General features: G+C 67.6%; 18 protein-coding genes. 7 read left to right on the top strand and 11 right to left on the bottom strand.

The window, feature by feature from the left end; genetic code table 11:
* Window positions 1–14: 14 nt before the first annotated feature.
* The 6 genes from DES44_RS01550 to DES44_RS01525 all read right to left on the bottom strand — a co-directional run bounded on the left by DES44_RS01550 (window position 15) and on the right by DES44_RS01525 (window position 10,831).
* Complete coding sequence (locus tag DES44_RS01550; protein WP_058936515.1) at window positions 15–6,674, bottom strand: hybrid sensor histidine kinase/response regulator; 6,660 nt, start codon at window positions 6,672–6,674, stop codon at window positions 15–17.
* A gap of 94 nt (window positions 6,675–6,768) precedes the next feature.
* Complete coding sequence (locus DES44_RS01545) at window positions 6,769–9,039, bottom strand: methyl-accepting chemotaxis protein (RefSeq protein WP_083525844.1); 2,271 nt, start codon at window positions 9,037–9,039, stop codon at window positions 6,769–6,771.
* 58 nt (window positions 9,040–9,097) lie between these two features.
* Window positions 9,098–9,616, bottom strand: coding sequence for a chemotaxis protein CheW (locus DES44_RS01540; RefSeq protein ID WP_058936516.1), 519 nt, complete (start codon window positions 9,614–9,616; stop codon window positions 9,098–9,100).
* A 4-nt stretch (window positions 9,617–9,620) separates the two neighbouring features.
* A complete protein-coding gene (locus DES44_RS01535; RefSeq protein WP_058936517.1) occupies window positions 9,621–9,986 on the bottom strand; it encodes a response regulator in 366 nt (121 codons plus the stop codon).
* Between the two features lie 125 nt (window positions 9,987–10,111).
* On the bottom strand, window positions 10,112–10,492 hold the full coding sequence (locus tag DES44_RS01530) for a response regulator (protein WP_088451150.1): 381 nt from the start codon (window positions 10,490–10,492) through the stop codon (window positions 10,112–10,114).
* A 147-nt stretch (window positions 10,493–10,639) separates the two neighbouring features.
* Window positions 10,640–10,831 carry a rubredoxin gene (locus DES44_RS01525; RefSeq protein ID WP_250636786.1) on the bottom strand — a complete coding sequence of 64 codons (192 nt, stop codon included), beginning with the start codon at window positions 10,829–10,831 and terminating at the stop codon, window positions 10,640–10,642.
* 133 nt (window positions 10,832–10,964) lie between these two features.
* Between DES44_RS01525 and thiD the strand changes: the two genes are divergently transcribed.
* The 4 genes from thiD (at window position 10,965) to DES44_RS01505 (ending at window position 15,930) form a co-directional block, all read left to right on the top strand.
* A complete protein-coding gene (thiD, locus tag DES44_RS01520; protein ID WP_232309839.1) occupies window positions 10,965–11,927 on the top strand; it encodes a bifunctional hydroxymethylpyrimidine kinase/phosphomethylpyrimidine kinase in 963 nt (320 codons plus the stop codon).
* Window positions 11,928–11,938: 11 nt separating this feature from the next.
* A complete protein-coding gene (gene hemL / locus DES44_RS01515) occupies window positions 11,939–13,237 on the top strand; it encodes a glutamate-1-semialdehyde 2,1-aminomutase (protein WP_058936520.1) in 1,299 nt (432 codons plus the stop codon).
* A 136-nt stretch (window positions 13,238–13,373) separates the two neighbouring features.
* A complete protein-coding gene (gene mpl / locus DES44_RS01510) occupies window positions 13,374–14,738 on the top strand; it encodes a UDP-N-acetylmuramate:L-alanyl-gamma-D-glutamyl-meso-diaminopimelate ligase (RefSeq protein ID WP_058936521.1) in 1,365 nt (454 codons plus the stop codon).
* A gap of 112 nt (window positions 14,739–14,850) precedes the next feature.
* Entirely contained in the window at window positions 14,851–15,930 is a 1,080-nt protein-coding gene (locus DES44_RS01505) for an AI-2E family transporter (RefSeq protein ID WP_058936522.1), read from the top strand.
* 85 nt (window positions 15,931–16,015) lie between these two features.
* On the opposite strand, the gene DES44_RS01500 is transcribed toward DES44_RS01505, so the two are convergent.
* A complete protein-coding gene (locus tag DES44_RS01500; protein ID WP_058936523.1) occupies window positions 16,016–18,757 on the bottom strand; it encodes a zinc-dependent metalloprotease in 2,742 nt (913 codons plus the stop codon).
* 337 nt (window positions 18,758–19,094) lie between these two features.
* On the opposite strand from DES44_RS01500, the gene DES44_RS01495 reads away from it, so the two are divergent.
* Complete coding sequence (locus tag DES44_RS01495) at window positions 19,095–19,694, top strand: YqiA/YcfP family alpha/beta fold hydrolase (RefSeq protein WP_058936524.1); 600 nt, start codon at window positions 19,095–19,097, stop codon at window positions 19,692–19,694.
* Window positions 19,695–19,729: 35 nt separating this feature from the next.
* On the opposite strand, the gene DES44_RS01490 is transcribed toward DES44_RS01495, so the two are convergent.
* Together DES44_RS01490 and asd are read right to left on the bottom strand one after the other, a co-directional pair.
* Window positions 19,730–20,893, bottom strand: coding sequence for a transporter (locus tag DES44_RS01490; RefSeq protein WP_083525845.1), 1,164 nt, complete (start codon window positions 20,891–20,893; stop codon window positions 19,730–19,732).
* Window positions 20,886–21,773: an archaetidylserine decarboxylase gene (asd, locus tag DES44_RS01485; protein WP_170156577.1), complete on the bottom strand. Its 888-nt coding sequence runs from the start codon at window positions 21,771–21,773 to the stop codon at window positions 20,886–20,888. Before asd ends, DES44_RS01490 begins: the two co-directional genes overlap by 8 nt.
* Window positions 21,774–21,845: 72 nt before the next feature.
* On the opposite strand from asd, the gene DES44_RS01480 reads away from it, so the two are divergent.
* The gene (locus tag DES44_RS01480; protein WP_058936526.1) at window positions 21,846–23,504 is read left to right on the top strand and encodes an aminotransferase class III-fold pyridoxal phosphate-dependent enzyme; all 1,659 of its coding nucleotides are present in this window, start codon (window positions 21,846–21,848) and stop codon (window positions 23,502–23,504) included.
* Between the two features lie 49 nt (window positions 23,505–23,553).
* Here the strand turns inward: DES44_RS01480 and DES44_RS25890 are convergent, their stop codons facing one another.
* Window positions 23,554–24,657: an alpha/beta fold hydrolase gene (locus DES44_RS25890; protein ID WP_058936527.1), complete on the bottom strand. Its 1,104-nt coding sequence runs from the start codon at window positions 24,655–24,657 to the stop codon at window positions 23,554–23,556.
* Window positions 24,658–24,738: 81 nt separating this feature from the next.
* Entirely contained in the window at window positions 24,739–25,380 is a 642-nt protein-coding gene (locus DES44_RS01470; RefSeq protein ID WP_058936528.1) for a hypothetical protein, read from the bottom strand.
* Window positions 25,381–25,566: 186 nt separating this feature from the next.
* Here DES44_RS01470 and DES44_RS01465 point away from each other — a divergent pair, with 186 nt between their 5' ends.
* Window positions 25,567–26,805 carry a glycosyltransferase family 4 protein gene (locus DES44_RS01465; protein ID WP_058936529.1) on the top strand — a complete coding sequence of 413 codons (1,239 nt, stop codon included), beginning with the start codon at window positions 25,567–25,569 and terminating at the stop codon, window positions 26,803–26,805.
* Window positions 26,806–26,953: the final 148 nt, after the last annotated feature.

Here is a 26,953-nt window from a genome sequence, read left to right as displayed (position 1 = left end):
CCATCCGTCGGGCGTTACGACACTACCGCCTGACCGGCGAGGTTTTGAGCAGTGTATCGACCGATGAGTCCCAAAAGGTGCTCTTCGTCGTAGGGCTTGCCCAAATAGTCATCAACCCCCAATTGCTGCGCATAGTCGCGATGCTTTTGCGCAATCCGCGAGGTGATCATGATCACCGGCAGATTCCGCAGACGGGCATCGGCACGCAGGTTGCGGACCAGGTCGAAGCCGTCCATGCGCGGCATCTCGATGTCGGAGAGCACCACGGCCGGCAGTTCATCGCCGGACAGACGCTCCATCGCATCCAGGCCGTCCTTGGCCAGCAGCACGCGGTAGCCTTCGCGCTCGAGCATGCGCTGCGTGACGCGGCGCACGGTGAGCGAATCGTCCACCACCATGACCAGCGGCGGCAGCGGCTCGCTCGGCTTCTCCACCACCACCTGCGCGGCGGCGCTCAGGTCATGCACGCGCTGCTGCGCGGCATGGCCGTAACGGTTGGCCAGCGCGACCGGGTTGTAGATCAGGGCCACGTCGCCCGAGGCCAGCAGGCTGATGCCCGCCAGGCCCGGCACCTGCATCAGCTGCGGTCCGAGGTTCTTGACCACGACTTCCTGGTTGCCCAGGACTTCGTCCACGTGCAGGGCCAGACGCTGCTGCGCGCTGTGCACCAGCACCACCGGCAGGGTACGGCCCTGGGCGATGCCGCGCTCGCTGGCGTTCATCAGGCCGCCCAGCCAGTAGAAGGGCAGTTGCTCGCCGGCGACCTGCATGAAGCCGTCCTGGTAGGCCTTGTCCACCTGGTCGGCGGTCAGGCGCTGCACCGACAGCATCAGGCTGGCGGGCACCGCCACCTTGCGGTCACCGTAACGCAGCACCACCACCTGCGTCAGCGCAGTGGTCAGGGGCACGCGCAGCTCGAAGCTGGCGCCCTTGCCCGGCGTGGAGTCGGTGATGACGTAGCCGCCCAGCGTGTTGACTTCGGAACGGACCACGTCCATGCCCACGCCACGGCCGGCCATTTCGGTCAGCGACTCGGCGGTGGAGAAGCCCGGCTCGTAGATCAGTTCCATGAGCTGCTTGTCGGTCAGTGCCTGACCCGGCTGGATCAGACCCTGGCTTTCGCCGCGGGCGCGGATGCGGTCCAGGTTCAGGCCGGCACCGTCATCCGTGAAGCGCACCTGGATTTCGTTGCCTTCCTGATGCAGGCTCAGCACGATGCGACCCAGCGGCGCCTTGCCGGCTGCTTCACGGGCAGCGGCCGGTTCAATGCCGTGGACCACGCTGTTGCGCAGCAGATGCTCGAAGGCGCCGGTCAGACGTTCCAGCACGGAACGGTCCAGTTCCACGCCGCCGCCGCGCACTTCCAGCTGGGCCTGCTTGCCGCTTTCGCGAGCGGCCTGGCGGACCACGCGGTGCAGACGTTCACCCAGGCTGCTGTCGAATTCCACCATCCGGGTGCGCAGCAGGTCGTCCTGCAGTTCACGCGTCAGGCGGGACTGGCCCGCGAGTTCGTCTTCACCGGCCGCCACGTTGCGCTGCAGACCTCGCTGCACGGTCGCCACGTCGTTGACCGATTCGGCCAGCATCCGGGTCAGTTCCTGGAAGCGGGTGTAACGGTCGAACTCCAGCGGGTCGAAGTCCTTGCCGGTGGCCTGTGCGGCTTCCTGGCGGGCGGCGATGCGGGCTTCAGCCTGCAGCTCCAGCTCACGCAGTTGCGTGCGCAGACGCTCCAGGTTGTCGTCCAGGTCGCCCAGCAGGGTGCGCATCTGGCCCAGTTCGGATTCCAGACGGGCGCGGCGGATCGCCACTTCGCCGGACAGGGCCGCCATGCGCTCCAGCAGCACGCCCCGCACACGCACTTGCGCGGCAGGCGCGACCGGGGCGCTTTCCATCGGTTGACCCAGGTCGGCCACTTCGCTGAAGTGGGCCCAGTCGATGTCGATGTCGGCTGGCACAACCGGTGCCGCCACGACGGCGGGCACCTGGGCTTGGGGCTGAACCACCGGGGCTTCGGCCGGGGCTTCGACCGGTGCGGCGGGTGCAGTCACCGTCTCGGCGACGGCTTCAGCAGTCGGCGCTTCCTCCGTCTCCAGAGCAGGCGCCACGACGGCGTCGGAACCTTCCACCGGCAGCTCGGCGGCCACGGGCGCTTCCGTCTCGATGACGGCGGGGACCTCCACGGCCTCCACCACATCCAGCAGTTCCACCGGCTCGACGGCTTGCACCGCAGCAGGTGCTTCGACCGGCGCAGGGGCCACCACCGGAGCGGCCACCGGGGCCACCATCGGCGCGGGCACCACCGGCGCCGGATTGCGCCAGTCACGCTGCAGGTTCTGGAAGCTGTACTCGAGCGCGTCGGCGGCGTCCTGCAGGTCGGTGACCTGGCCATGGTCGGCCGCGCCATCGCCCATCAGGCGTTCGATCTGGGACTCGAGGTTGTGAGCCTGTTCACCCAGGCGCATCGCACCGGCCAGGCGGGCACCACCCTTGAAGGTGTGCAGCACCCGCATGCAGGCCGAGGCGCGCGAAGCGTCCTGTGGCTGCGAGGCCCATTCGCGCAGGCCGGCATGCAGTTGACGCAGCAGGTCTTCGGCTTCTTCCTCGAAGATCGGCATCAGCTCCGGCTCGATCTGGTCGGGCAGGCTGAAGTCGAAATCGTCGTCGGCGAATTCGTTGACGGATGCGTCAGCGGATGTGTCAGCGGCGGGCACCACCGCAGGCGTGGGTGCGAGATAGGCCGGCACCGGCGCTTCCGTCGCATGCGCAGCGGTCGACACCTCGTCCAGCGACATGGCCAGCAGGCCTTCGTCGCTGTCCAGGGCGCCATCGGGCAGCGGCGCGCCGGGCTGGAACAGTTGCAGCTGCGCCAGCAGCTCGCCGTCGACTTCCTTCAGGAAGCCGGCCGCGAACTGATGCAGCAGGCGGCGGATCTCGTCCGAACCGCGCTGGAACAGCGTCGGGTCGGCCACCTCATGGCCTTGCGCGCGGCCCAGCGCATGCTCCAGCGCACGGGCCAACGTGGACAGGTCGTCGAAACCGACGGTGGCGGCGCTGCCAGCCAGGGCATGCGCCAGCGGCTCGGCATCCTGCGGCAGCGGCGACTGCGGCAGCAGCGACCATTCGGTCAGCTCCACCTGCAGGCGGCGCGAGCGCTCATCCGCCTCATTGAGGAAGATGTTGAACAGCGCAATGCTGATGCGCAGATGACCGATGACCTTGACGCCTTCGTCGCTGTCTTCGGCGGCGTCGGTGTCTTCGTCGGGCACGTCGGTGTCCACCGCGGTGCCGCCCACCAGGCTCAGCACAGGCGCGGCGGCCGGCACCGGGGCGAAGGCCTGCTCGATGATCGGCTCTTCTGCCGATGCGGCGGCAGGTGCTTCGGCCTGCACCGACGGGCTGCTCAGCAGCTCGCTGTTCAGGTCCAGATGCAGATCGACCGATTCGGTGGAGGCATCAGCGTCGGCGGCAGCAGCAGCGGTCGAAGCGTCGGCGGCCACGGGCTGGTCCAGGCTGGAGAGATCCAGCAGGTCCAGGTCCAGGCTGTCGGCACTGACAGTCGCGTCGGCAGGCAGCGCAGGCGCTTCCACCACGTCGTCGATCGGCAGCGGCATCGGCTCGGTGGCGTGGACTTCCTCGGTGTCGAGGTCAGTCGGCCAGCCTTCCGGCATGTCGAGCAGCGGCGCTTCGTCGGCGGTGGCCACGGGCAGCGTCGGCACGTCCACCAGCTCGGGCACTGCGGGCGCCACATCCAGCGATGCTTCGGCGGAGAGAGCGGGCAGGTCCAGCGCGACGTCGAGTTCGGGCACGTCGCGAGCCGGGGCCGTTGCCTCGGACGGGAAATCCAGCGACAGGTCCAGCGTCGGCTCGTCCACGGCGGCCGTTACAGAGGCTGCAGACGCTGCGGCGTCGGCAGTCAGCGGCGGGACGTCCAGGGCCGGCAGCTCGAGCGAAGGCAGACCGTCGGCCACCACGGGCGTGGCGGCTTCCAGCGGTGCCAGCGGACGGTCGTCCAGGGTCTCGACGGCGGTGGGCCGCTCGGCCACTTCCACCACCTCGGGCACCTCGGCGACCTCGATGATCTCCGGCACTTCCACCAGTTCGGGCACGTCGGCGGGAACGATCACCGGGGCAGCAGCAGCAGCAGCGGCAGCCGCAGCAGCGACAGGCGCCGCAGCAGCCACGGGCGCCGCAGAGATCTGCAGCGGTGCGTAGCGGTTCTCCAGACGCAGGGCATCGGCCGCGGCACGGAACGGCACGCTGCTGTAGCCGTGCGGACGCTTCTCGCCAATGGCGGTCGCCCAGGCCTGGAAGGCGTCCAGCGCTTCATGGCTCAGACGCAGCAGGTCGGCATCGGCCTGCGGATGCTCGGAGAGGCGATGGTTGTAGAGCTGTTCAAAGGCCCAGCCGGCTTCACCGAACTCATTGAGCCCCACCATGCGGGAGCTGCCCTTGAGCGTGTGGAAAGCGCGGCGGACGGTGGTCAGCTCTTCGCGGTTGCTGCTGTCGCGGGCCAGCACGGCCAGCGCGTCGCGGGCGGTGGTGACCACTTCGCCGGCTTCTTCCAGGAAGATTTCCAGCATCTCCTGGTCGACTTCCGCTTCTTCCTGCGGAATCGGCGCGGACTCGGGCACGGCCGGCGGCGCCACCGGGGCCGAGGCCTCGATGAACTGCTGCAGCGACTCGGCAGCGGTGTTTTCCTGCCCTTCGCTCAGCAGTTGCTGCTGGGCTTGCTGGGCAGCCTGGGCCAGGTTCAGGTCGTCCGCAGCGCGGGCTTCCTGCGAGATGCGTTCCAGGTCGCGGGCCAGGTCTTCGGCCGGACGATCGCCCTGGGCGACCGCGGCGGCCGTGGCCTGCAGCTGGTCCAGCAGTTGCGGGGCCGGCGCCTGTTCGGGCGCTTCGTTGGCGGCTTCGGCGACCGGGTGATGTTCGCTCTCGCGACCCACCAGCGATTGCAGCAGGCCGCTGGCATCGTCGAAGCGGAACATGCGCTTGGCCAGGTGCGGCTGGACGCTGAGCATGTCGATCAGGAAGCCGAGCGCACCGAGGTTGTTGGCCAGACGGTCGAATTGGGCGCGCGGACCCGGCAGGGCCGGATCCACTTCGGTCTGGGCCAGCTCATCCACCTGGTCGCGCATGCGCAGCGTGGCCTGGGCCGCCTGCGACAGGCCCAGCACGCTGAACACGCCGCGCATGGTCTGCAGTTGGCTCGGCACCGGGATCAGGAGATCACGCTTGGTGGGGTCGCGGAAATACTCGTCGCACTGGCGCTCGACCTCCGAGAGGCTGGCGCGCAGTTCATGCACCACCGAGCCCAGGGTCTGGCGGTCCGCCACGCGGCGGTACAGCTCTTCCATCCAGGCTTCCAGCGGCTCGGGCGCCTGGCCCTTGGCCACCGCCTCGATGCGACGGGACAGGTTGACGACCCGTTCGGCCTGCTCCGGCTGGTCGAAGGCCTCGTCTTCCAGGGCCGCTTCCAGGTAGAGCATCGCCGTGGCGATTTCCATGGCCAGGGTCGGCTCGGGCGCACGGCCCGAACGCAGCGTGGCCACGACGGCACGGCGCAGCGTGTCGCCCAGCACGTCCCCGCTGGGGAAGAGCTTTTGCAGCGACTCGGCCACGCCGGCGAATTGTTCGTCCAGGCCGCCCAGACGGTGGGTCTCGCCTTCAGCGGCGGATCCCCAGGATTCCTTGGCGGTGGCGACGCGGCGCTTGGCCGCCTGCACCCAGGTCGGGTCGATCTTGCCCAGCGTGTCGTCGCGGTAGTCGACGGACGGGGCCTCGATCAGGCCGTAAGCCACCTGCACGGCTTCCAGACGCGGCGCGGTGCCGGGGGCCGGATGCTTGGCGGCGGCGGCAAAGAACAGCAGGTCCTTGGCCAGACGCTCGGACGGCGCCGCATCGCGGCCGGCGCGCAGTTGCGCCAGCAGGCGCGAACCCAGACGTTTGACCAGCGTGTCCACCGGCAGCAGGCCGCGGGACTGGGCTTCGAACTGGGCAGCCGCCAGCAGCCACAGCGTGCGGCCGTGGGGCTGGGTCTGGGTCAGTGCCAGGCCGGCGCACAAGTCGCTCAGCAACTGGCCCTGTCCGGGCGCAGGCGCGCGCATCTGCTTGAGCAGCAGGGCCTCGAAAGGCGCGCGCATCTGTTCAGGCGTGAGGGCGCGCACCGACGTGTCGGCCGCCAGGTCACGCCAGCGGAACTCCTGGGTCCACAGGTCGGCCGGGTGAATGCGGCCTGCCCCGTTGAGTTCCTGCAAGGTCTGGTAGGCCGGGAACAGCGCCAGCGAACTGGGCTGGCCGCCGGCCAGGGTCTTGGCAATGAAGGCCAGCACGGCGAAGTCGGCCCGCTCGACCGCTTCCACCTCCGCCACCGACACCAGGGCCGGGTTTTCGGCCAGTCGGAACAGCGTGGCCTCGGCGGCGCGCAGCAACTGCGCGGCAGCCGGAAGGCTCACCACCGACAGCACGCCGGCGGCCTGGTGCATCTGTTGGGCCGCTCCCTGCAGCGCCGGGCTGGGCTGGCCTTCGCCGCCCAGGGTGGAAACGCGCGCGTCGGTATCGCGGAGCACTCGGCGCAGGGCCTTGTGCACCGATTCCAGCGTGCGACGCAGTTCCTCCTGGACCCAGGCCAAAGGGCTCAGGTCTGCCGGGAACTCGGATTCGCGCGAAAGGTCCATGCTCGCTCTTTATTGTCGCTTTGTAATGTGGGCGCTGTGGTGGCGTGCGCTCACGTGGCCGTGATCCCTGGTTGCCGATGAGGGCAGTCGGGGATCAGTTGGTCACCTTGAATCGCGCCACCGACTGCTTCAGCGCTTCCGCCGACCGGGACAGCTCATGCACCATCTGGGCCGTGGAACGCGTACCTTCGGAGGTCTGTTCGGTCACCGCGAAGATGTGCTGGATGTTCGCACCCACCTCGTTGGCCGCACGGGCTTCGTTCTGGGCAACGGTCGTGATCTGACCGATCAGTTCGTCCAGGCGACGCGACACCGCGTCGATGTCTTCCAGGGCGCGACCGGCCGCGTCAGACAGCTTGGTACCTTCCACCACCCCCAGCGTGGACCGTTCCATAGCGGCCACGGCGTCGTGCGTGTCGGTCTGAATGGTCTTGACCAGCGCGGCAATCCGGCGCGTTGCGTCGGCGGAGCGTTCCGCCAGTCGCTGCACTTCTTCCGCCACCACCGAGAAGCCGCGACCGGCTTCACCGGCGGACGCGGCCTGGATGGCGGCGTTCAGGGCCAGCACGTTGGTCTGTTCGGTAATGTCCGAAATCAGCTCGGTGATCTCGCCAATTTCCTGCGACGACTCGCCCAGGCGCTTGATTCGCTTCGACGTTTCCTGGATCTGGTCCCGGATCTGGTTCATACCGCCGATGTTGTTCTGCATGGCCTGCAAACCCTGTTCAGCGGCCAAACGCGACTGGCGGGCCACTTCGGCCGTCGTCTGCGCCTGCGTGGACACGTCGTTGATTCGGTGGGCCATCTGCAGCACCGCTTCACCGGTGGCGCGAATTTCGTGCAGCTGTTCGGTCGAGGCGGCCAGCAGCTCGGTCGAGGTCTGGTCCACCTGGGCGGTGGTGTCGGTCACCCGCACCGCCGTGGTCTGCACCTGATGCACCAGGCTGCGCAGCTCTTCCACCGTGTAGTTCACCGAGTCGGCAATCGCGCCGGTGATGTCTTCCGTCACCGTCGCCTGGTGGGTCAGGTCACCTTCAGCCACCGTCTGCAGTTCGTTCATCAGACGCAGAATGGCGGCCTGGTTGGCGTCGTTGACGCGCTTGGCTTCCTGCTCCTGCGCCTCGGCTTCGCGACGCTGTTCGTCCGCGAGCTGGGCACGACGGGCCTGGTCACGCACATACAGCTGCAGGAATCCGACCGCACCGCCCACCAGGGCCAGCAGCGACAGCACCATGCCCACCACCAGCACCAGGCTCAGACCACCGGCAGCGGCCAGGTCGGTCGAGAGCTGGCCCAGGTCCTTACGCAGCACTTCGCTGTCGTTCAGGATGGCGGTCTGCGCTTCCCGCGAAGCCACCAGGCCCTGCAGGTTGGACAGAATGGCGGTGGCCTGGGTGCGGGTCTGGTCGTACTGGCCCAGCAGCACCTTCAGGCGCTCACGCACCTGCGGATCCTTGGCACCGTTCAGGCGCAGTTCCGGGTTGCCGTCCAGCAGCGCCTGGGCGATTTCACGGAAGGCGTTCAAGTCCTTGCCCAGCAGGAACACGGCCTCGGGGCTCACGCCGTCCTGGGTCAGGAATTCGTTGGCGGACTTGCCAATACGCTGGGTCAGCATCACCAGCTGGCCGACCGCGGCCACTTCGCCGGTGGAGGCATTGCCCTGGATGGACAGCGAAGCCACGGCTTCCGCGCTTTCCAGCAGGTCGGACGACTGGCGGTTAATGGCGCGCAGAGCGGCGCCCACCTGCGTCAGCACCTTTTCCTGGGCCAGCATCACCTTGGTGTTCTTGTCGGCGCGCTCGATCATGGGGGCGATCTTGTCGAGCAGCGGCTTGACCGAGCCCGGGGCTTCGGCCAGCGTGTCCGATCCGTCCCGCAGGCCGGCGATCACGCTGGTCAGCACCTGCGAGCTTTCCTTCATTTCAGGGAAGGCGTTCTTGTTGCCCAGCAGGGCGGTGGAGACCGCCTTGGCCAGACGCTGCGATTCCGTCATCGCCTGACCGGCGCCAGCCACCTGGTCGGCGGCGCGGTTCGAACCCACCAGGCTCAGCGTCACCGTCAGCACGGTGCCCACCAGACCGGCGGCCACCAGGGCCGTCAGCAGGCCGGTGCGGCGCGGAGGCTGGGGCGGCAGCTTCTTGGGCATGGAGCTGGGCGTTTCCACCGCCGATGCGGTCGGCTGGAAGCCGGCACCGGTTTCCTGGAATTCGGCCGTGGGCTGGGCAGTGGTGATGATCGAGGGCTGGAAGTCCTGCGATTCATCGGCCGCGGCCGTGTTCTCGGTCGAGGGGCCGGTGTCGTCGATGTCGACGTCCGCCTTGCCCTCGTTTTTGCCCTTGTTCTTGATTTTGTCCAGGAAGCTCATCACACCCTCGTTTGGTCTCGTTTCGTCGAAGCTGGCCGTGTCCGGCCGCGTTCAGGCATCAGTTCAAAACAATGCGCAGGAATTGGGGATGCAGGATCAGTGCATCCAGATCCAGCACCTGCCAGCGCCGGCCCTGCCCGTCGCGCATGCGCATCGGGGCGAAGTCGGGATGGCCGGCCGTGTCCGGCTCGGCCTGAAGCTGTTCGTCGCCGCGCAGGCCGAGGAGCTGGTCCACCAGCAGCGCGCAGTTGATACCCAGCTCCGGGTTGATCGACACCAACCGATGGGAAGGCGTCAGGGAAGTGGCGCCCCGCAGGCCCAGGAAGGCCGACAGGTCCACCACCGTGTGCAGGCCGCCGCGCAGGTTGGCCACGCCCAGCATCCACGGCTGGGTGTAGGGCACCTGCTGCAGCGGCACAGGCGTGAAGATTTCGCCGGACTGCTTCAGGGGAAGCAGCAAGCCCAGGCCGGCACACTCCACGGCCAGCCAGTTGGCGGCTTGCGGCGTCTCTCGAGCCGCCTGCATCCGTTGCGCCAGGCGTTGCTGGAGGTCTCGCAGGGCTTGCTTGTTGGCCATGGTCTCAGCCCAGCGCCTTGATCTTGGCGATCAGCTCGTCGGCCTTGACCGGCTTGACGACGTAGTCGCGCGCGCCCTGGCGCATGCCCCAGACCTTGTCGGTTTCCTGGTTCTTGCTGGTGCAGATGACCACCGGGACGTCGGCATAACGCTCGTCGCGGGTGATGGCGCGGGTCAGCTGGAAGCCGTTCTGGCCAGGCATGACCACGTCCATCAGGATCAGGTCGGGCTTTTCTTCCTCGAGGCGCTTCATCGCTTCTTCACCGTTTTCGGCGGTGCGCACGGTGTAACCGCGCTTGGTCAGAAGGTCGCTCAGGTGATGCAGCTCGGTCTTCGAATCGTCGACGACCAGGATTTTTTGGATGGACATGGATGCTCCCAGGTAGCGCGGCCAGACATCGGCCGCGATGGCCTTTTTGTCAGGGATGATGAGATTGACAGGAAACTCGGAAGATCAAACGCCGCGAAAACGCGGCGGTGTGAGGTTGTTGACGTTCAGGGCTCTCGCCGGTGTTGCTGGACTGCTTGCAGCAACTGGTCTTTCGTAAACGGTTTGGTCAGATAGTCCTGCGAGCCCACCATCCGGCCGCGGGCCTTGTCGAACAGACCATCCTTGGACGACAGCATGATGACCGGCACTTGTGAAAACTGCGGGTTGCGCTTGATGATGGCGCAAGTCTGGTAACCATCCAGTCGCGGCATGAGGATGTCGCAGAACACGAGGTCCGGCTGGTAATCGCTCAGCTTGGCGAGGGCGTCGAAGCCATCTTCAGCCAGCACCACCTGATGCCCGCCCTGCTTCAGAAAGATTTCTGCGCTGCGGCGAATGGTGTTGCTGTCGTCGATGACCAGCACCTTTGTGGCCTTGGATTCCAAGCTGTTCTCCGTAAGTGTCAGACCAGGGTCGTCAGTGTTGTTGCGATTCGGGGCTGCGCGACGGATGAAGCCGGGTGCTTCCGTGATCCGTTTCGCGCCAGCGGCCAGTTCGTGCGCCGAGGTCGGGCGGTCCGTGCCGCCCCGACCTCAGATCTGGACCATCTCGAAGTCTTCCTTGCGGGCTCCGCACTCCGGGCAGGTCCAATTCATGTTCACATCTTCCCAACGCGTGTTGGGAGCGATACCGTGCTCAGGGTCTCCGGTGGCTTCGTCATAAATCCAGCCACAGATCAGGCACATCCAGGTCCTTGCTTCGCTCACGATGGGTTGACTTTGCATCACTACAATGATCGAAAGATTGTAGCCACGCCCCCTGGGTATCCCGGAGGGCAGAAGTACCGATGAAACAACAGTTAAAACCGGTCCTTCGTCACATTTCGCGCATCCGTTCACGGCTTCCCGCCGCCCATCCATGAGCCGTCAAGACCTCACCTCCCCAGACCCCGATCCGACCGGCACCCAGCCCGGCGAGGACCAGGAGTCGCCGCCCCCGGCCTGCGTCATGAGCTTCAACGCCAGCGACCCCAGCGGCGCCGGCGGCAGCGCCGGTGACGTGGCCACCATCGCCGCCATGGGCGCCCATGCCCTGCCGGTGGTCACCGCCATCGTCATGCGCGACACGGCCGAGGTGTTTGACCACCAGACGCTGGACGGCGACTGCATCGTCGAGCAGGCCCGCTCCATCCTGGAGGACGTGCCGGTGGCCGCCTGGAAGGTCGGCTTCCTGGGCAGCGCCGAAGGCATTTCCTCGGTGGCCGAGGTGCTGTCCGACTATCCGGACGTGCCGCTGGTGGCCTACCTGCCCAGCATCTCCTGGCTGGACGAGGAGCAGCAGCAGAGCTACCTGGATGCCTTCCGGGAACTGGTGCTGCCCCAGACCCTGGTGCTGGTGGGCAACCACAAGACCCTGAGCGACTGCCTGCTGCCCGACTGGGACGCCGACCGGCCGGCCTCACCGCGGGAACTGGCCGTCGCCGCCCATCAGCATGGCGCCGCCCATGTGCTGGTGACCGGCATCAGCCTGCCCAACCAGTATCTGGACAATGTGCTGGCCGGGCCGCAAGGCGCCATCACCGGCGAAAAGTTCGAACGCTTCGAGGCCAGCTTCGTCGGCGCCGGGGACACCCTGTCCGCGGCCCTGGCGGCGCTGCTGTCGGTCGGGTCCGAGCCGCATGATGCGGTCGGCGAGGCGCTGGCCTTCCTCGACCAGGCCCTGGAAGCGGGTTTCCGCCCGGGCATGGGCAATGTCGTGCCGGACCGCTTCTTCTGGGCCCTGCCCCCGGGCGAGGAAGGCGGGCCGGACGGCGAGGCCACGACCCCGGAAGAGCCCGTCATCGACGAACCGCCGACCCGCGGCCCACGCCGCATCCACTGAACCAAGGTCCTATGAGCCAGAACGATCTCCTCTTCGAGCGCGCCCAGCGTGTCATCCCGGGCGGCGTCAACTCGCCGGTGCGGGCCTTCCGCGCGGTCGGCGGCACCCCGCGCTTCATCGCCCGGGGGGAAGGCGCCTACATCGTCGATGCCGACGGCAAGCGCTACATCGACTACATCGGCTCCTGGGGGCCGATGATCCTGGGTCACGGCCATCCGGCCGTGATCGAGGCGGTGCAGCGGGCGGTCACCGAGGGGCTGTCGTTCGGCGCCCCCACCGAGCGCGAGATCGAACTGGCCGAGGAAATCCTGCAGCTGGTGCCCAGCTGCGAGCAGGTGCGGCTGGTGAGCTCCGGCACCGAGGCCACGATGAGCGCCATCCGCCTGGCGCGGGGCGCGACCGGCCGCAACAAGTTCATCAAATTTGAAGGCTGCTACCACGGGCATACCGACGCCCTGCTGGTCAAGGCCGGCTCGGGTCTGGCCACCTTCGGCCACCCCACCAGCGCTGGCGTGCCGGAAGCCACGGCCCAGCACACGCTGGTCCTGGAATACAACAACGTCCAGGCCCTGGAAGAAGCCTTCGCGCTGCATGGGAAGGAACTGGCCTGCGTCATCGTCGAGCCGATTGCCGGCAACATGAACTTCGTGCGCGCCAGCGTGCCCTTCATGACCCGGCTGCGGGAGCTGTGCACCGAGTCGGGCGCCCTGCTGGTGCTGGACGAAGTCATGACCGGCTTCCGCGTCGACCTGCGCAGCGCCCAGGGGCACTATGCCGACCTGATCCCCGGTTTCAAGCCGGACATCAGCGTCTTCGGCAAGGTCATCGGCGGCGGCATGCCGCTGGCCGCCTTCGGCGCCAGCCGCGACATCATGAAGCACCTGGCCCCGCTGGGCGGGGTCTACCAGGCCGGCACGCTCTCGGGCAACCCGGTGGCCACCGCCTGCGGCCTGGCGACGCTGCGCGAGATCCGCAAGCCCGGCTTCTTCGACGCCCTGTCCGCCCGCACCCGCCGCCTGGTGGACGGCCTCAGCGCCGTGGCCCGTGAACAGGGCATTCCGTTCTGCGCCGACAGCCAGGGCGGCATGTTCGGTTTCTTCCTGCTGCCGGAGTTGCCGCAGAACTACACCGCGGTCATGCGCACGGACAAGGAGCAGTTCAACCGCTTCTTCCACGCGATGCTGGACGCCGGCGTCTACCTGGCCCCGGCCCTGTATGAGGCGGGTTTTGTCTCGGCCGCCCATACGGACGCTGATATCGACGCCACCTTGCACGCGGCCCGGGACGCCTTCCGCCAGGCGCTGCGATAGCCCCATGCCGGTGGTGGCCGGGCAGGCCCTCGGGCCGGCGCCTGGCAAGCCCCGGTCCGGCACTGTCGCGATCAGCCCACCTTGAGACAGGTATTACTCTTGCTTACCCTTTGGTACAGCAGCTGAAGCACGAACCATGCATATCCACATCCTGGGCATTTGCGGCACTTTCATGGGCGGTCTCGCCGCCCTGGCCCGAGAGGCCGGTCACCGGGTGACCGGCTGCGACGCCAATGTGTATCCGCCGATGTCCACGCAGCTGGAGGCGCTGGGCATCGACCTGATCGAGGGCTATGGCGCGGACCAGCTGGACCTCAAGCCCGACCTGTTTGTGGTGGGCAATGTGGTGACGCGGTCGTCGGAAGGCCGTTTTCCGCTGATGGAAGCCATTCTGGATGCGGGTCTGCCCTACACCAGCGGTCCGCAGTGGCTGGCTGAGCATGTGCTGCAGGGGCGCCATGTGCTGGCAGTGGCTGGCACGCACGGCAAGACCACCACCACGTCCATGCTGGCGTGGATCCTCGAAGCCGCCGGGCTGGCGCCTGGATTCCTCATCGGCGGCGTGCCGCAGAACTTCGGGGTGTCGGCCCGCCTGGGCGGAGGACGGTATTTCGTCATCGAGGCCGATGAATACGACACCGCCTTCTTCGACAAGCGCAGCAAGTTCGTCCACTACCGCCCCCGCACCGCCGTGCTCAACAACCTGGAGCATGACCACGCGGACATCTTCCCGGACCTGGCCGCCATCGAGACCCAGTTCCATCATCTGGTCCGCACCGTGCCGCCTTCAGGCCGCCTGGTGGTGAATGCACGTGAGGAATCGCTGCAACGGGTGCTGGGCCGCGGCTGCTGGAGCGAAGTGCAGCGTTTCGGCGCCCGCAAGGAAGAGCCGGGGGCCCTGCGCGCCCGGGGGGAACCGACCTCCTTCGACGTCCTGCGCGGCAGTCTGAAGGTGGGCCACGTCAGCTGGGAGCTGCTGGGGGAACACAACCAGCTCAATGCGCTGGCGGCCATCGCTGCCGCCGAGCATGTGGGCGTGGACCCGGAGGCCGCCGCCACGGCGCTGTGCGGCTTCAAGAGCGTGCGCCGCCGGCTGGAGCTGCGCGGCGAGGTGCGCGGCATCAAGGTCTACGACGACTTTGCCCACCACCCCACCGCCATCCACACCACGGTGGACGGCCTGCGCCGCCGCATCGCCCCGGCCGAGCGCATCCTGGCCATCTTCGAGCCGCGTTCCAACACGATGAAGCTGGGCACGATGAAGGCCCAGTTGCCCTGGGCGCTGGAGGAAGCCGACCTGAGCTTTTGCAACCAGGACGGCCTGACCTGGGACGCCCGGGAAGCGCTGGCCCCGCTGGGCGACCAGGCGGTGGTGGGGGCCTCGGTGGACGATCTGGTGCGCCTGGTGGTGGCCGCAGCCAAACCCGGCGACCACCTGCTGTGCATGAGCAACGGCGGCTTCGGCGGCATCCACGAGAAGCTGCTGGCGGCGCTGAAGTAAGCTCTGCGTCGTCGGTGAGAGGCAGGCATGCCGGCTGCCTGGGCCTCAGTCACCGATCTTTTCACCGCAGAGTCTTTCCACCGTCCCCTCTCCCTCCAGGAGCACCGACACGATGAGCCCTCCCGGCAAGCCGATTCCCGCGCTGCAAAACCGTTCCTTTCTCTGCCTGCTCACCCTGGTGACGGTCGGCTTCGGATGGATCCTCTGGCCCATGCTGGGCTCGATCTTGTGGGGCGTGGCCCTGGCCATCGTCTTCCGCCCGGTCTACCTGCGCCTGCTGCGCAAGGTCAAGCGGCCCAATGTCGCCGGGGTGCTGACCATCCTGCTGATCGTGGTGTTGGTGGTAGTGCCGATGACCTATGTGACGGCGGCGCTGGTGCGCGAGGCGACGGTCCTGTATGAGATGTTCAAGTCCGGCAAGTTCGACTTCCACACCTACGTGCAGCAGATCTATGCCGCCACCCCGCGGTGGGTGATGGACGTGCTGGAACGGCTGGGGCTGCAGAACCTGACCAGTCTGCAGGACCGTCTGGGCTCGGCCCTGAACCAGGGCAGCCAGTTCGTCGCGACCAAGGCGCTGGGGTTCGGCCAGGACACGTTTGACTTCGTGGTCAGCTTCTTCGTGATGCTGTATCTGCTGTTCTTCCTGATGCGCGACGGGGAGCAGCTGTCCAAGCGCATCCGCGATGCGGTGCCGTTGCAGGACGCGTACAAGCGCCAGCTCGGTGACAAGTTCCGCACGGTGATCCGCGCGACGGTGAAGGGCAACATCGCGGTGGCGGTGCTGCAGGGCGCGCTGGGCGGGCTGGCCTTCTGGGTGCTGGACATTCATGCGCCGGTGCTGTGGGCGGTGCTGATGGCCTTCCTGTCGCTGCTGCCGGCGGTGGGCGCGGCGATGGTGTGGGCCCCGGTGGCGGTCTACCTGCTGGCCACCGGCGCGATCGGCGCAGGCCTGGGGCTGCTGCTGTACGGGACGCTGGTGATCGGCCTGGTGGACAACCTGCTGCGTCCGCTGCTGGTGGGCAAGGACACGAAGATGCCGGACTACGTGGTGCTGATGACCACCATCGGCGGCATGGCGGTGTTCGGCATCAATGGCTTTGTGATCGGCCCGCTGATCGCTGCCATGTTCATCGCGGTCTGGGACATCGTGGCCGCCGAGCGGCGTTATCCGGATGACCGCACGGGTTGAATCATCACTCGCGCTGCGCTCATGAGCCAGCGCCAAGCACCCACAAAAAAAGGGCCGGTTCTCACCGGCCCTTTTTGCTTTCCGCTCAACTGCGGGTCATCGTCGCCTTCAGCGTGGTGCTCAGCAGATCCAGGCTCTCCGCAATATGGGCCTTTGTCTCCACCGACTGCCCGCCCTTGGCTTGCGCCGCGCGCAGCTCCGACTGCAGCTGCGTAGCCTGGTAGCGCATCAGCGCATAGGCGTCGGCGAACTGGCCGGTGGCATTGCTGTGGGTCAGGTTGGCCTGCAGGCGGCGCAGATACTCCCGCTGCAGGTTGCGGCGCAGACGGTCGATCTCGCCGCCGGTCTTGAGCTCGCTCCAGATGGAGGACTGCAGCGTCCCATACACCTCATTGAGGGAGATGATGCCCTTGCGCTGCGAAGCCGGCACATAGTTGGGCAGCTCCATCAGGCGCACTGCCGTGCTCACGCTCAGCAGACGATTCAGGGCAGCCAGTTGCACCGCGGACACGGCCGCCGGAATGCTCACCCACTGCGGACGCGCGAATTCCACATAGTCGGTCGTCAGCGAACTGAGGAACTCCGGCTTGAAGCGGAAGCTGTCCGCACTGAACAGGCCGGTAGCCAGGAAACGCAGTGCTTCACGCTGCTTCGCCGGATCCACCGGCGCCAGCGCCGGACGCGCCGCCCCCGGCACATCCCGCGTCGTGTACATGCCGCCGACATACTTGCCCACCAGCTCCGACGAACGGGCCAGTTGCATGAAGCCGTTGATCAGCGACCGACGCTGGCGCAGCGGATCTTCACCCGCCACCGGCTTGCGGTTCTGCACCCGATTCCACAGTTCCTGCGACAGCTTCAGACGCTTCTGATAGTAGGACAGCGGGTCGTCGCCCAGGTCGAACCGGTTGATCATCGGATCCATACCGTCGTAGGGACCGAAGCCCCCCGCATCGGTGTCGTCCGCATAGGCATGGCCCGGCTCGTTGTTGCGCGAGGCGATGCGGTTCAGCTCGGTGTCTTCCTGGTCCTTGGCCACCGGCTTGTAGGCGTATTCAATCGCCCAGTAGTCATACGACCCCAGCGTGGTGTTGTTGTAGGTGGTGGGCGCCTCGCCTTCCAGCGGAATGTTGTAGGCGTTGTAGTCCATCACCGAACCGGAGATGCCGTGGGCATCGGTGTAGGCCTTGTCCTTGAGCTGCGCCTGCGTCACCGTGGTGGACGCCTTGAAGTTGTGCTTGAGGCCCAGGGTGTGACCCACCTCATGCATGATGACGTCCTTGATGCGCGCCTGCACGAAGGCCTCGGCCTCCGGGCTGTTGGGGTCGATGTCGCCCCGCGCTTCCAGGATGTCCAGCGCGAAGTTCATCTCCGACGCCGCATCCATGGCGTAGGTGCAGTAGCTGGCGTTGCGGCCTTCGCGCCAGCCCTGATTCATCTGGGCCAGGGCCTTTTCCTCGTCGCTGAGGCTGGTCAGGCGGGGCACGTCTTCGCTGATGAAGGCGCGGCCGCCGCGCGAGAACACGTCGCTCATGCCGATGTCGGCATCCAGGATTTCGCCGGTGCGGGGGTCCACATGCGAGGGGCCGATGGCAAAGCCGACATCCGAGCCGACAAACCAGCGGATCGACGCATGCTGCGCATCCATGTTGTCCCAGTCGGCATCATCGGGCTGCTGCTTGGCCACCACCGCGTTCTTGAAGCCGATCTTCTCGAAGGCCTTGTTCCATTCCAGGATGCCGGCTTCCACCGCTGGGCGGTATTTCGGCGGAATGTTCTTGTCCATCCAGTAGACGATGGGCTGCACCGGCTCGGACAGGGCCGCGGACGGGTCCTTTTTCTCCAGGCGCCAGCGGTTGATGTAGTGCACCCGCGAATTGGCCTTGCTGTCGTCGCTCAGGTCGTTGAAGGACTCGGTGAAGTGACCCAGGCGACCGTCCGCACGGCGGGTGGGCATGGCGGCCTCCGGCAGGGCTCGGAAGTTGTAGACAAAGCCCATGAACATCGAGCGCGGGTCCGGGGTCACCATCGGCGGCGGCGGCACCGGCACCGGCGGCGCGACCAGCGGCGGGGCCGGAATGCGAGGGGTGAAGTAGTGCACCTTGGCGCTGAGCGTGCTCAGCGTCTGGTCCGCCCGGGTCGCCTCGAAGTAGGAGTTGCCGCGGTCCACCGAATACGGCAGGCGGAAGGCCGCTTCCATACGGGTGCTCATGCCCGGGATGTCGGTCAGCAGCAGGCCGGCGTCCACCAGGAAGGACTTGCGCTCCGGATGGTCCGCGCTGGCCACCGGGCCGGCGGCCAGCAGGCTGGGCGAGAAGGCTTCCTCGACGGCGCGCTTGCCGCCGCCCTCGGCGCGGAAGCGGGTGTTCAGCGCCACCAACTGGATGGTGTTGCCCACGCGGCGCCATTCGGCCATCACGTCCGGGCCCATCTGGCTGGCGTAGAAGCCGCGCTCACCAATGGAGCTGGAGATGTTGATGGTGAACAGGAAGGGCTTGTTCAACATGGCCCGCGGGATTTCCAGCCAGACCTTTTCATCCTTGCGCAGGATGGGGAACAGGCCGTCCTGGCGCTTGGTGTCCTTGGACACTTCGGCAAAAGGCTTGGGGGCGGTGGGGTCGGCGGGCGGGCGGGCCGCGCTCATCGGGGCGCTGGCGCCGGGCGCACCCGGAGCGCCGGAGGCTGCCGTGGCCGGAGCCGTCGCCGCTGCGGGCGCAGGCGGCGCTCCCGCGGGGGCACCACCGCCGGCAGGCGGCGTGGCACAGGCGCAGAGCATCAAAGACGCCAAAGCAATGGCGGACAGCTTGATCGAATCCGAAGTGGTCATGAGGCGGATCGGTGAAAGTGGAGTCGTTGCGGTGTCGGGTGGCGATGGCTGCCGACCGCAGTGATGAAAGAGGACCTAAGCCATGGGGAAGGCGTGAGCGGGGACGAATGTGCGGCGCGCCAGGGGCGTCGTCAATTCGCAAAAGCCAGGGAATGCAGGCGAAAACCTATCGCCACCCTACGGCGGTGCGATCAGCGATGACTACAGCGCACGCCCGGCAACGGTACCCGAGTGCCCCGCCCATGCCAAAAGTCAGCCGATGAACCGTCAATGACCGGGATGCTCAGGCGGCGAGCCTTCTGTCCCCGAGCCATGCCCCCTCCTACACTCCACCGCCATGAGGTCCACGCATCCCCCCCGCCGCACCCATCTGCTGTATTTGCATGGTTTCCGCTCATCGCCGCAGTCGGCCAAGGCGCAGCGCATGGTCCGCTGGGTGGCCGAGCACCGGCCCGACCTGGTGCTGGCCTGCCCGCAGTTGCCCCCCTCCCCGCGCGACGCCATCGCGCTGGCCACCTCGCTGGTGCAGGACTGGCCGCGGGACACGATGGCGGTGATGGGCAGTTCCCTGGGCGGCTTCTATGCCACCTATCTGGCGCAGGCCACCGGCGCCCGCACGGCACTGATCAATCCCGCCGTCGATCCCGCCCGCGACCTGGCGGCCTACATCGGCGAGCAAACCATCTGGCAAAACCCGCAGGAGCGCTTTTACTTCCGGCCGGAATTCGTCGGCGAGCTGCAGGCGCTGACGGTCGGGCCGCTCGCCCATCCGGAGCGCTTGATGGCGGTGATCGCCAAAGGGGATGAGCTGCTGAGCTGGGAGGAGATGGTGGGCCGCTACCCGGGCAGCCACATCCGGCTGCTGGAAGGAGGCGACCATGCGCTCTCCGACTTCGATACCCACCTGCCCGCCATCACGCAGTTCCTCGGCTTGTAGCCGGCTGGGTGGCTGGGACTGGATGACCGGACGTCTCAGCGCGATGGTTTGCGGATGGCCCACACCAGCAGCGCCGTCACCAGCACCGTCAGCACCACGATCAGGCCGACCACCACGACAAAGCCGTGGGGATGATCGATGAAGGGCAGTCCGCCCACGTTCATGCCGAACAGGCCCGACACCAGGTTGATCGGCAGCGCCAGCACCGTGACCATGGTCAGCAGGTACAGCGTGCGATTGTTTTCCTGGGCCACCAGCGCCGCGGTTTCATCCTGCACCGCCCGGATGCGTTCCTGCAGCGCCTGGATGTCCCGCAGCACCAGCGCGAATTCCTCGCTGGCCTGCTGAAGCTGCTGCTGGTCCGACGAGGTCACCCAGGCGGGTGGATGCGACAGCATGCGCAGCAAGGCACTCGGTTCCGGCGCCAGCAGACGCTGCAGCCGCACCATTAGACGGCGCAGTTGCGCCACGTCGTTGTCGGTGCCGGGACGACGGCCGGCCAGCAGCGCATCCTCGATGTCATCGACCCGCTCCGTCGCCTGGCGCACGATGCGCTGGAGTTCATCCGCCTGGTCCCGCAGCAGGTGGTCCAGCAGGCCGAGGGTGGACTGAGGCCGGTCGCCGCGCTTGACCGCCATGCGCAGCCGGTCCACCGACCGCAGCGGCGAGCGCCGCGCGCTCAGCACCAGATGCTCGCTGACCTGCATCCACAGCGTGGACACGTCCTCCACATCAAAGGAGAAGTCGAAGGTGACGTCGTTCAGCACCGCAAACAGCTGGTCCCGGTCGCGCTCGATGCGCGAGGAGCGGGACCCCGCCTGCTGGGCCTCCATGAAGCTGTCGGCCAGCACTGCATGGCGGGCCAGCCAGGGCATGGCACCGGCATGGCTGAGGTTCAGGTGCAGCCACACATACCCGCCATCCGGTTGTTCCAGCCGCGCCTGCGCCTCGGCCAGCGTCGGCAGCGCCTCGGTGGGCCGCTCGGGATGGATCCAGAAGCCGCAGATCAGCCCATTCGTGTCGCCGCCGTAGGACGCGACCTGGGGGGCCGACAGTGGGTCGGGACGCGCCGGCGATGAAGCCGGTGAAGCCGCAGAAGTCGATGAAGCCGATGAGGGCACCGAGTTCGATGGGGGCGGCGGGGACGACGCAGGCGGCGCCACATCGGACGCCGGCGAGTCGGACAAGGGTTCAGCCATCAGCGGAGGTTCCAGGAAGACGAGCAATCGCCTGCCCCATGCGCAGCCGCTGGCCGGTGCTCACCCCGTCCAGCAGCGCCACGCCGGGCGGCAGGAACACGATGATCGTCGAGCCTTGCTCGAACCAGCCCATTTCCTCGCCGCGTGTATGCGAATGGCGACAGTCGAACCGATGCGGACCGGGATGGTCCGGCCGCAGCGTCAGGTCCAGCGCATGCAGCCGCAGGCTGGCCACCAGGATGGCGGCCACCGGCACCAGGGCGATGGGGGTGCCGTCCGGCAGACGGGTTTCGATCGCCGCCCGGACATTGCGGCAGAACAGCCGCTCCACCCGCTTGAGCGCAATCGGATTCACATTCCAGGTGTCGCCGGCCAGATGGGTGACTCGCTCGATGGTGAGGTCGGCCGGGGCATGGAAGCGGTGGTACATCGACGAGGTGAGCCGCAGCGTCAGGTAGCTGCCGTTCAAGTAGGGCGCCGCCCGCTGCGCATCGCCGAACAGCTCCTGGATGCCGTAGGCCATGCCTTTGGCCTGCAGCGCCATGCCGCGCTCGACCCGGCCGAACGCCCCCACGATCGCATCACACGGGCTCACCAGCACCCCGGGATCGGCATCCACCGGACGGACGCCCGGACGCAGGCGCCGGGTGAACACCTCCCGCAGGCTGCGGTAGGCGCGTGGTTCCGCTTCGCTCAGGTCCAGGTCGGTGAACAGCCGCCAGACCGCCACCGACAGCCGGGTGAGCCCGGGGCTCTCGATGCGGCTGTACCAGCCCATGAACCGGGTCAGCGCCAGCCGGGGCACCCGGTTGGTGAGCAGGAAGTTCAGCTGTTCCTGCTGGGTCAAACGATCACGCCAGCTCGCCAATTTCATAGACATGTCAATCGGATCCGGTACATCTCGCCACTGTGCCAACCCTGTGTGACAAGACAGCACTTTGAGGCCATTGCCATGAACCCAGAATTGCTCTCCGCGCTGGCTGCTGCCGGCTTGCTGACCGCCGCCCTCGCGCTGGCGCCCAAGGGCTGGCGACGCCTTCAGCTGTCCCGTGCCAAACACCCGTCGCTGGCGGGCCACTCCCGCATGGCGGTGCGGCTGGCCCGGCTGATGCCGACCCAGCGATTCGGCGACGACCGTTTCTTCGATGCAGACGACGCCACCCCCGAGGTAGTCCAGCGCCGCCGGGCCAGTTTCGAGGCCCTGTCCCGAACGCTGCAGGAACGTCACGCCCGCAGCATCGAGGCCACGGCGGCGCTCAAGCCTGGCCTGCCGGACCTGCAATTCACCAGCGGCTACCGCGTGCCGCCGCCGTTCAGCCCGGTGGTGCAGAAGGCGCTGCCGCTGGGGGCGGTCATGCGTGCCAGCGACGGCCACTGGCTGACCGACCTGGACGGACAACGCTTCATCGACCTGGCCGGCAGCTACGGCGTCAACCTGTTCGGTTATGCCTTCTACCAGCGCTGCATTGCCGAAGGCAGCGCGCGGGTGGCCGAACTGGGCCCGGTGCTGGGCGTCTATCACCCGCTGGTGCAGGGCAATGTGCAGCGGCTGCTGGCCCTGTCCGGCATGGACCAGTTGTCCTTCCACATGTCCGGCACGGAAGCGGTGATGCAGGCGGTGCGCCTGGCCCGCTACCACACCGGCCGGACCCACCTGGTGCGCTTTTGCGGCGCCTATCACGGCTGGTGGGACGAGGCGCAGCCGGGCCCCGGCAACCCGCTGCCGGCCGAGCGCACCTACACACTGCGCGATATGCATGCGCGCAGTCTGCAGGTGCTGCGCACCCGGCGGGACATCGCCTGCGTGCTGGTGAACCCGTTGCAGGCGCTGCATCCGAACCGGCCGGCGCCGGGCGATGGGTCGCTGGTGGACAGCTCGCGGCGCGCCGCCTACGACCGGGAGGCTTATGCCGCCTGGCTGCGGGAGCTGCGGCAGGTCTGCACCGAACGCGGCATCGCGCTGATCTTCGACGAGGTGTTCATGGGCTTCCGACTGGGCGTCGGCGGGGCGCAGGCCTATTTCGGGGTGCAGGCCGACCTGGTGACCTATGGCAAGACGCTGGGCGGCGGGCTGCCCGTGGGCGTGGTGTGCGGCAAGGCCGCGTGGATGAAACGCTATCGCGAGGAGCGACCGGCCGACATCTGCTTTGCTCGGGGCACCTTCAATACCCATCCGTATGTGATGGGCGCGATGTCGGTGTTCCTGGATGCGCTGGAAGATCCGGCCTGGCAGCAGACCCTGGTGGAGCAGGACGCCGTGCAGGATCGGCGTCGGGCGCAGCTCAACGCCGCGCTGGAGGCTGCGGGACTGCCGGTGCGTGCGGCCAACATGTCGTCGGTATGGACGCTGTATTACCTGCAGCCCTCGCGCTACAACTGGATGCTGCAGTACTTCATGCGGGCCCAGGGGCTGGCGCTGAGCTGGGTCGGCACCGGCCGGATGATCTTCAGCACTGACTTCACCGATGCCGATTTCGACGAAGTGCAGCGCCGCCTGCTGGTCGCTGCGCAGGCGATGCGCGACGGCGGCTGGTGGGCCGGGCCGGACGATCTGACGAATCAGTCGATCAAGCGCCGGCTGCTGCTGGAGACGCTGGGGCTCGCACGCTGACCGCGTGGCCAGTCCGGGCCACCTGGGCCGCGGCCCGGCTGCGGGCGCGTCAAGGGGCCGACGCCGCCGAAGCCGCAGAACGCACTGGGGACGCTGTTCCGGTAGCGCTGGGGGCTGAGGCCGAAGGTGCAGCGGACGCTGGGGCGACGGTTGCGCCAGTGCCAGCGGCAGAGGCGGCTGCCGGTGCCACGGGTGCTGGCGCCGACGAGGTCGCGGCTGCAGCCGCGGCCCGCTCCCGGATCTCCTGGGCCACCTCATCGACCGCCTTGACCACGGCTTCCGGATGGTCCCGCTGGATGTAGTGCCCGGCACCTTCCACCGGCTGGATGCCCTTGCCACCGATCAGCGGCAGCCAGTTCGGCTCCAGGCCATGCACCATGGCCTCGAAGCCGCTGATCGTCTCCTCCTGCGTGTACACCGTTCGGGTGAGCACCCGCACCGGCACGTCCGGCCGGCGCTTGGGCAGCAGCGCATCCACGCAGTCGGTCTGCTGCAGGTATTCGGCCTGCATCATGCCGCGGAAGACACGGCGGCTCATGCTCTCCAGCATGTTGGCCATCAGCGGCACTTCCACCTGCATGCGGCGGGTGTGCATCGGATGCACGGCATCCACCAGCACCAGCCCGGCCACCTCGTCGGGATACAGGCGCGAAAACGCGTATTGGTAGAGGCCCCCCATCGAATGCCCCACCAGCAGATACGGCGGCTGGATGCCCGACGCATGCAGCAGGTCATGCAGTTCGGTGGCAATGCCGCAAGGGTTGCGCGGTGTGGGCGGGGTCGCGGTGCTGTCGCCGTAGCCGGGGCGATCGTAGGCAAACACCGTGTAGCGGTCGCGCAGTTCGCTCAGCACCGGCACCCAGGGGTCCCGGCCGTCGCCGATGCTGGACTGCAGCACCACCACCGGCTTGCCCTGCCCCACATAGGTGTAGACCACCGGCCCTCCCACCAGCCGCTGCGTGCCGGTGTTGGGCATGGCGCCGCATCCAGCCAGCACCGCCGCGGACAGCGCCAGCGGCCAGGAGAGGGGCCGGGACAGGGGCCGGAATGTCGGCCGGTATGTCGGCCGGAACAGCGAAGACAGCAGCGCCCGTCCCGCGGACGTCAGGGACCAACCAGACGCCAGAGAACGGCGCCAGCGCAGCAACCACATGCAGCAACCTCCGGAGGGAATCAGACAGGCGGCGAGCCGTCCGGAGGCCTCCACAGGCAGCGCTCAGGACATGCAGGTCTCTCAGGCCACCTGCTCGCCGTGTCCGGCATTCTGCCGTTCCATCAGCACGTGATGCATCGGATCCATGCGCTCACCGCGCAACAGATGCAACGGGGCGCGGTGATAGAGCTGGATGTCGTGGAAGGGGTCGGTGATGATCTTGGTGGCCCAGGCCAGGCCCGTGCGCAGGTCGCGGGTCACCGCCAGTTGCAGCACCCGGAACACCAGGCCGCCGACACCCAGCCAGAACCAGAGCAGGCCCAGCTGGTGCAGATACTCGGTGAAGCTGGCGGCCGGGGTGAACAGGCCGAACAGCCCCGGCTGCAGCCACAGCGCCACCGGCGACGCAGCCCACAAAGCCATCAGCACCACCTTGCGCCGCAGGTTGTAGCCAATCTTGATGGCTTCCTTGTGGGCATGGGTGGCCTGGTTGATGTCGTCGAAGCCCTTGGGCTCGAAGAAGAAGTGGCCGGCCTGGCGGCTGGTCATCGACACGCCCCAGGCCAGCAGCGCGGCCCAGGCCGGGTCCACCAGCAGCAGGCCGTAGGCGACCACGAAGCAGCAGGCGCTGAGCAGGTGCAGCGACTGGTTGATGCGGCAGTGGTGGTAGTAGCGGTGGTCGTCCCAGCGCTGTTCCTTGAGCAGGTCCAGAAAGTCCTTCATGCGGCCCTCGTCCAGAAGATGATCCGTCGGTGAGACTGCCGCCGGTCGGCCCCGTTTCGGGCAGGCACGGCGCTTTCATGGCGCTTGTGCGACGGCAGTGTGGCGACTGTGTCGCGGCGCTGTTTCAGGCGCGTGACGGTCGCAAGCGTCACACAACTGTTGCGAAGCGCGACCATCATGCCGGTCATGACAAGCGCACCGATCGAACTCGAGGTGGACGAGCTGCCGACCCGCCAGCGGCACTTCCGCGTGGCGGTGGTGACGGAAACCTACCCGCCGGAAGTCAACGGGGTAGCCCGCAGCATCGCCTGCGTGGTGAAGGGTTTGCAGGCGCGGGACCATGCGGTCCAGCTGCTGCGGCCGCGTCAAGCCGGGAGCGATTCGAACGGCCCCGGGCATGACGAAGTGCTGATGCGCGGTCTGCCGGTACCGCGTTATCCGCATCTGCGCATGGGGGTGGTGTCCAAGCGCACGCTGATGCAGCTGTGGGCGCCGCGGCGGCCGGATGTGGTGCACATTGCCACCGAAGGCCCGATGGGCTGGTCGGCGCTGCAGGCGGCTCGTCAGCTCAAGCTGCCGGTGGTGTCGGAGTTCCGCACCAATTTCCATGCCTACGCCCAGCACTACGGCATCGGCTGGTTGCGCCGGCCCTTGCTGGCTTACCTGCGCAAGTTCCACAACCGCTGCCACAGCACGATGGTGCCCAATGCCACGCTGGCGGGTGAGTTGATGGCGCAGGGGTTCCGGCATGTCAACGTGATTGCACGCGGCGTGGACACGCAGCTGTTCGACCCGTCGCGCCGCAGCGAGACCCTGCGCGAGCAGTGGGGCGCGGCGCCGCAGGACCCGGTGCTGCTGCATGTGGGCCGGCTGGCTGCCGAGAAGAATCTGCAATTGCTGGTGGACCTGTGGCCCGTCGTGCGGCGCCATCATCCGCGGGCCCGCCTGGTGCTCGTGGGCGACGGTCCGGCCCGGCCGGAGCTGGAGCAGCAGTTGCCCGGCGCCATTTTCGCCGGCATGCGCCATGGCGAGGACCTGGCGGCGCACTATGCCAGCGGCGACCTGTTTGTCTTCCCCAGCGTGACCGAGACCTACGGCAACGTCACGCCCGAGGCGCTGGCCAGCGGCCTGCCGGTGCTGGCGTATCACTACGCCGCGGCAGCCTTGCTGGTGCGCAGCGGCGTCAACGGGGCGACGGTGCCGCTGGGCAGCCCGGCCGCGGCCTTTGCGGACCGGGCGCTGGAGCTGCTGGCGGACCGTCAGCGGCTGAGCGCCATGCGCGTGGCCGCTCGGGATGGTGCGGAGTCCATGGGCTGGGACGGCATCGTGCAAGGCATCGAGCAGGTGTATGCCTCGGCCATCGACGGCACCAGCGTCGCGTTGCGGGCCGGCGCCGGATTGCTGGCGCCCGCTGTGCGGGCCTGAGACTCGTCGTCCCTTCACCTCGTGGCCTCGTCATCTGGTGGCCTCGGTTTCGGTTCGTCGTCCACTCTCGCACGCACTTCGGCGCTCCTGCAAACGCGCACGCTTGGGGCTGGCCCTTGCCGTCAATCCGGCGGTCGTTGGACGCTGG

This window comes from Roseateles depolymerans (genome assembly GCF_003387155.1).
Classification (GTDB): domain Bacteria; phylum Pseudomonadota; class Gammaproteobacteria; order Burkholderiales; family Burkholderiaceae_C; genus Roseateles; species Roseateles depolymerans.
The sequence above is the reverse complement of the archived record's forward strand: the minus strand, read 5'-3'. Positions and strand labels throughout refer to the sequence as shown.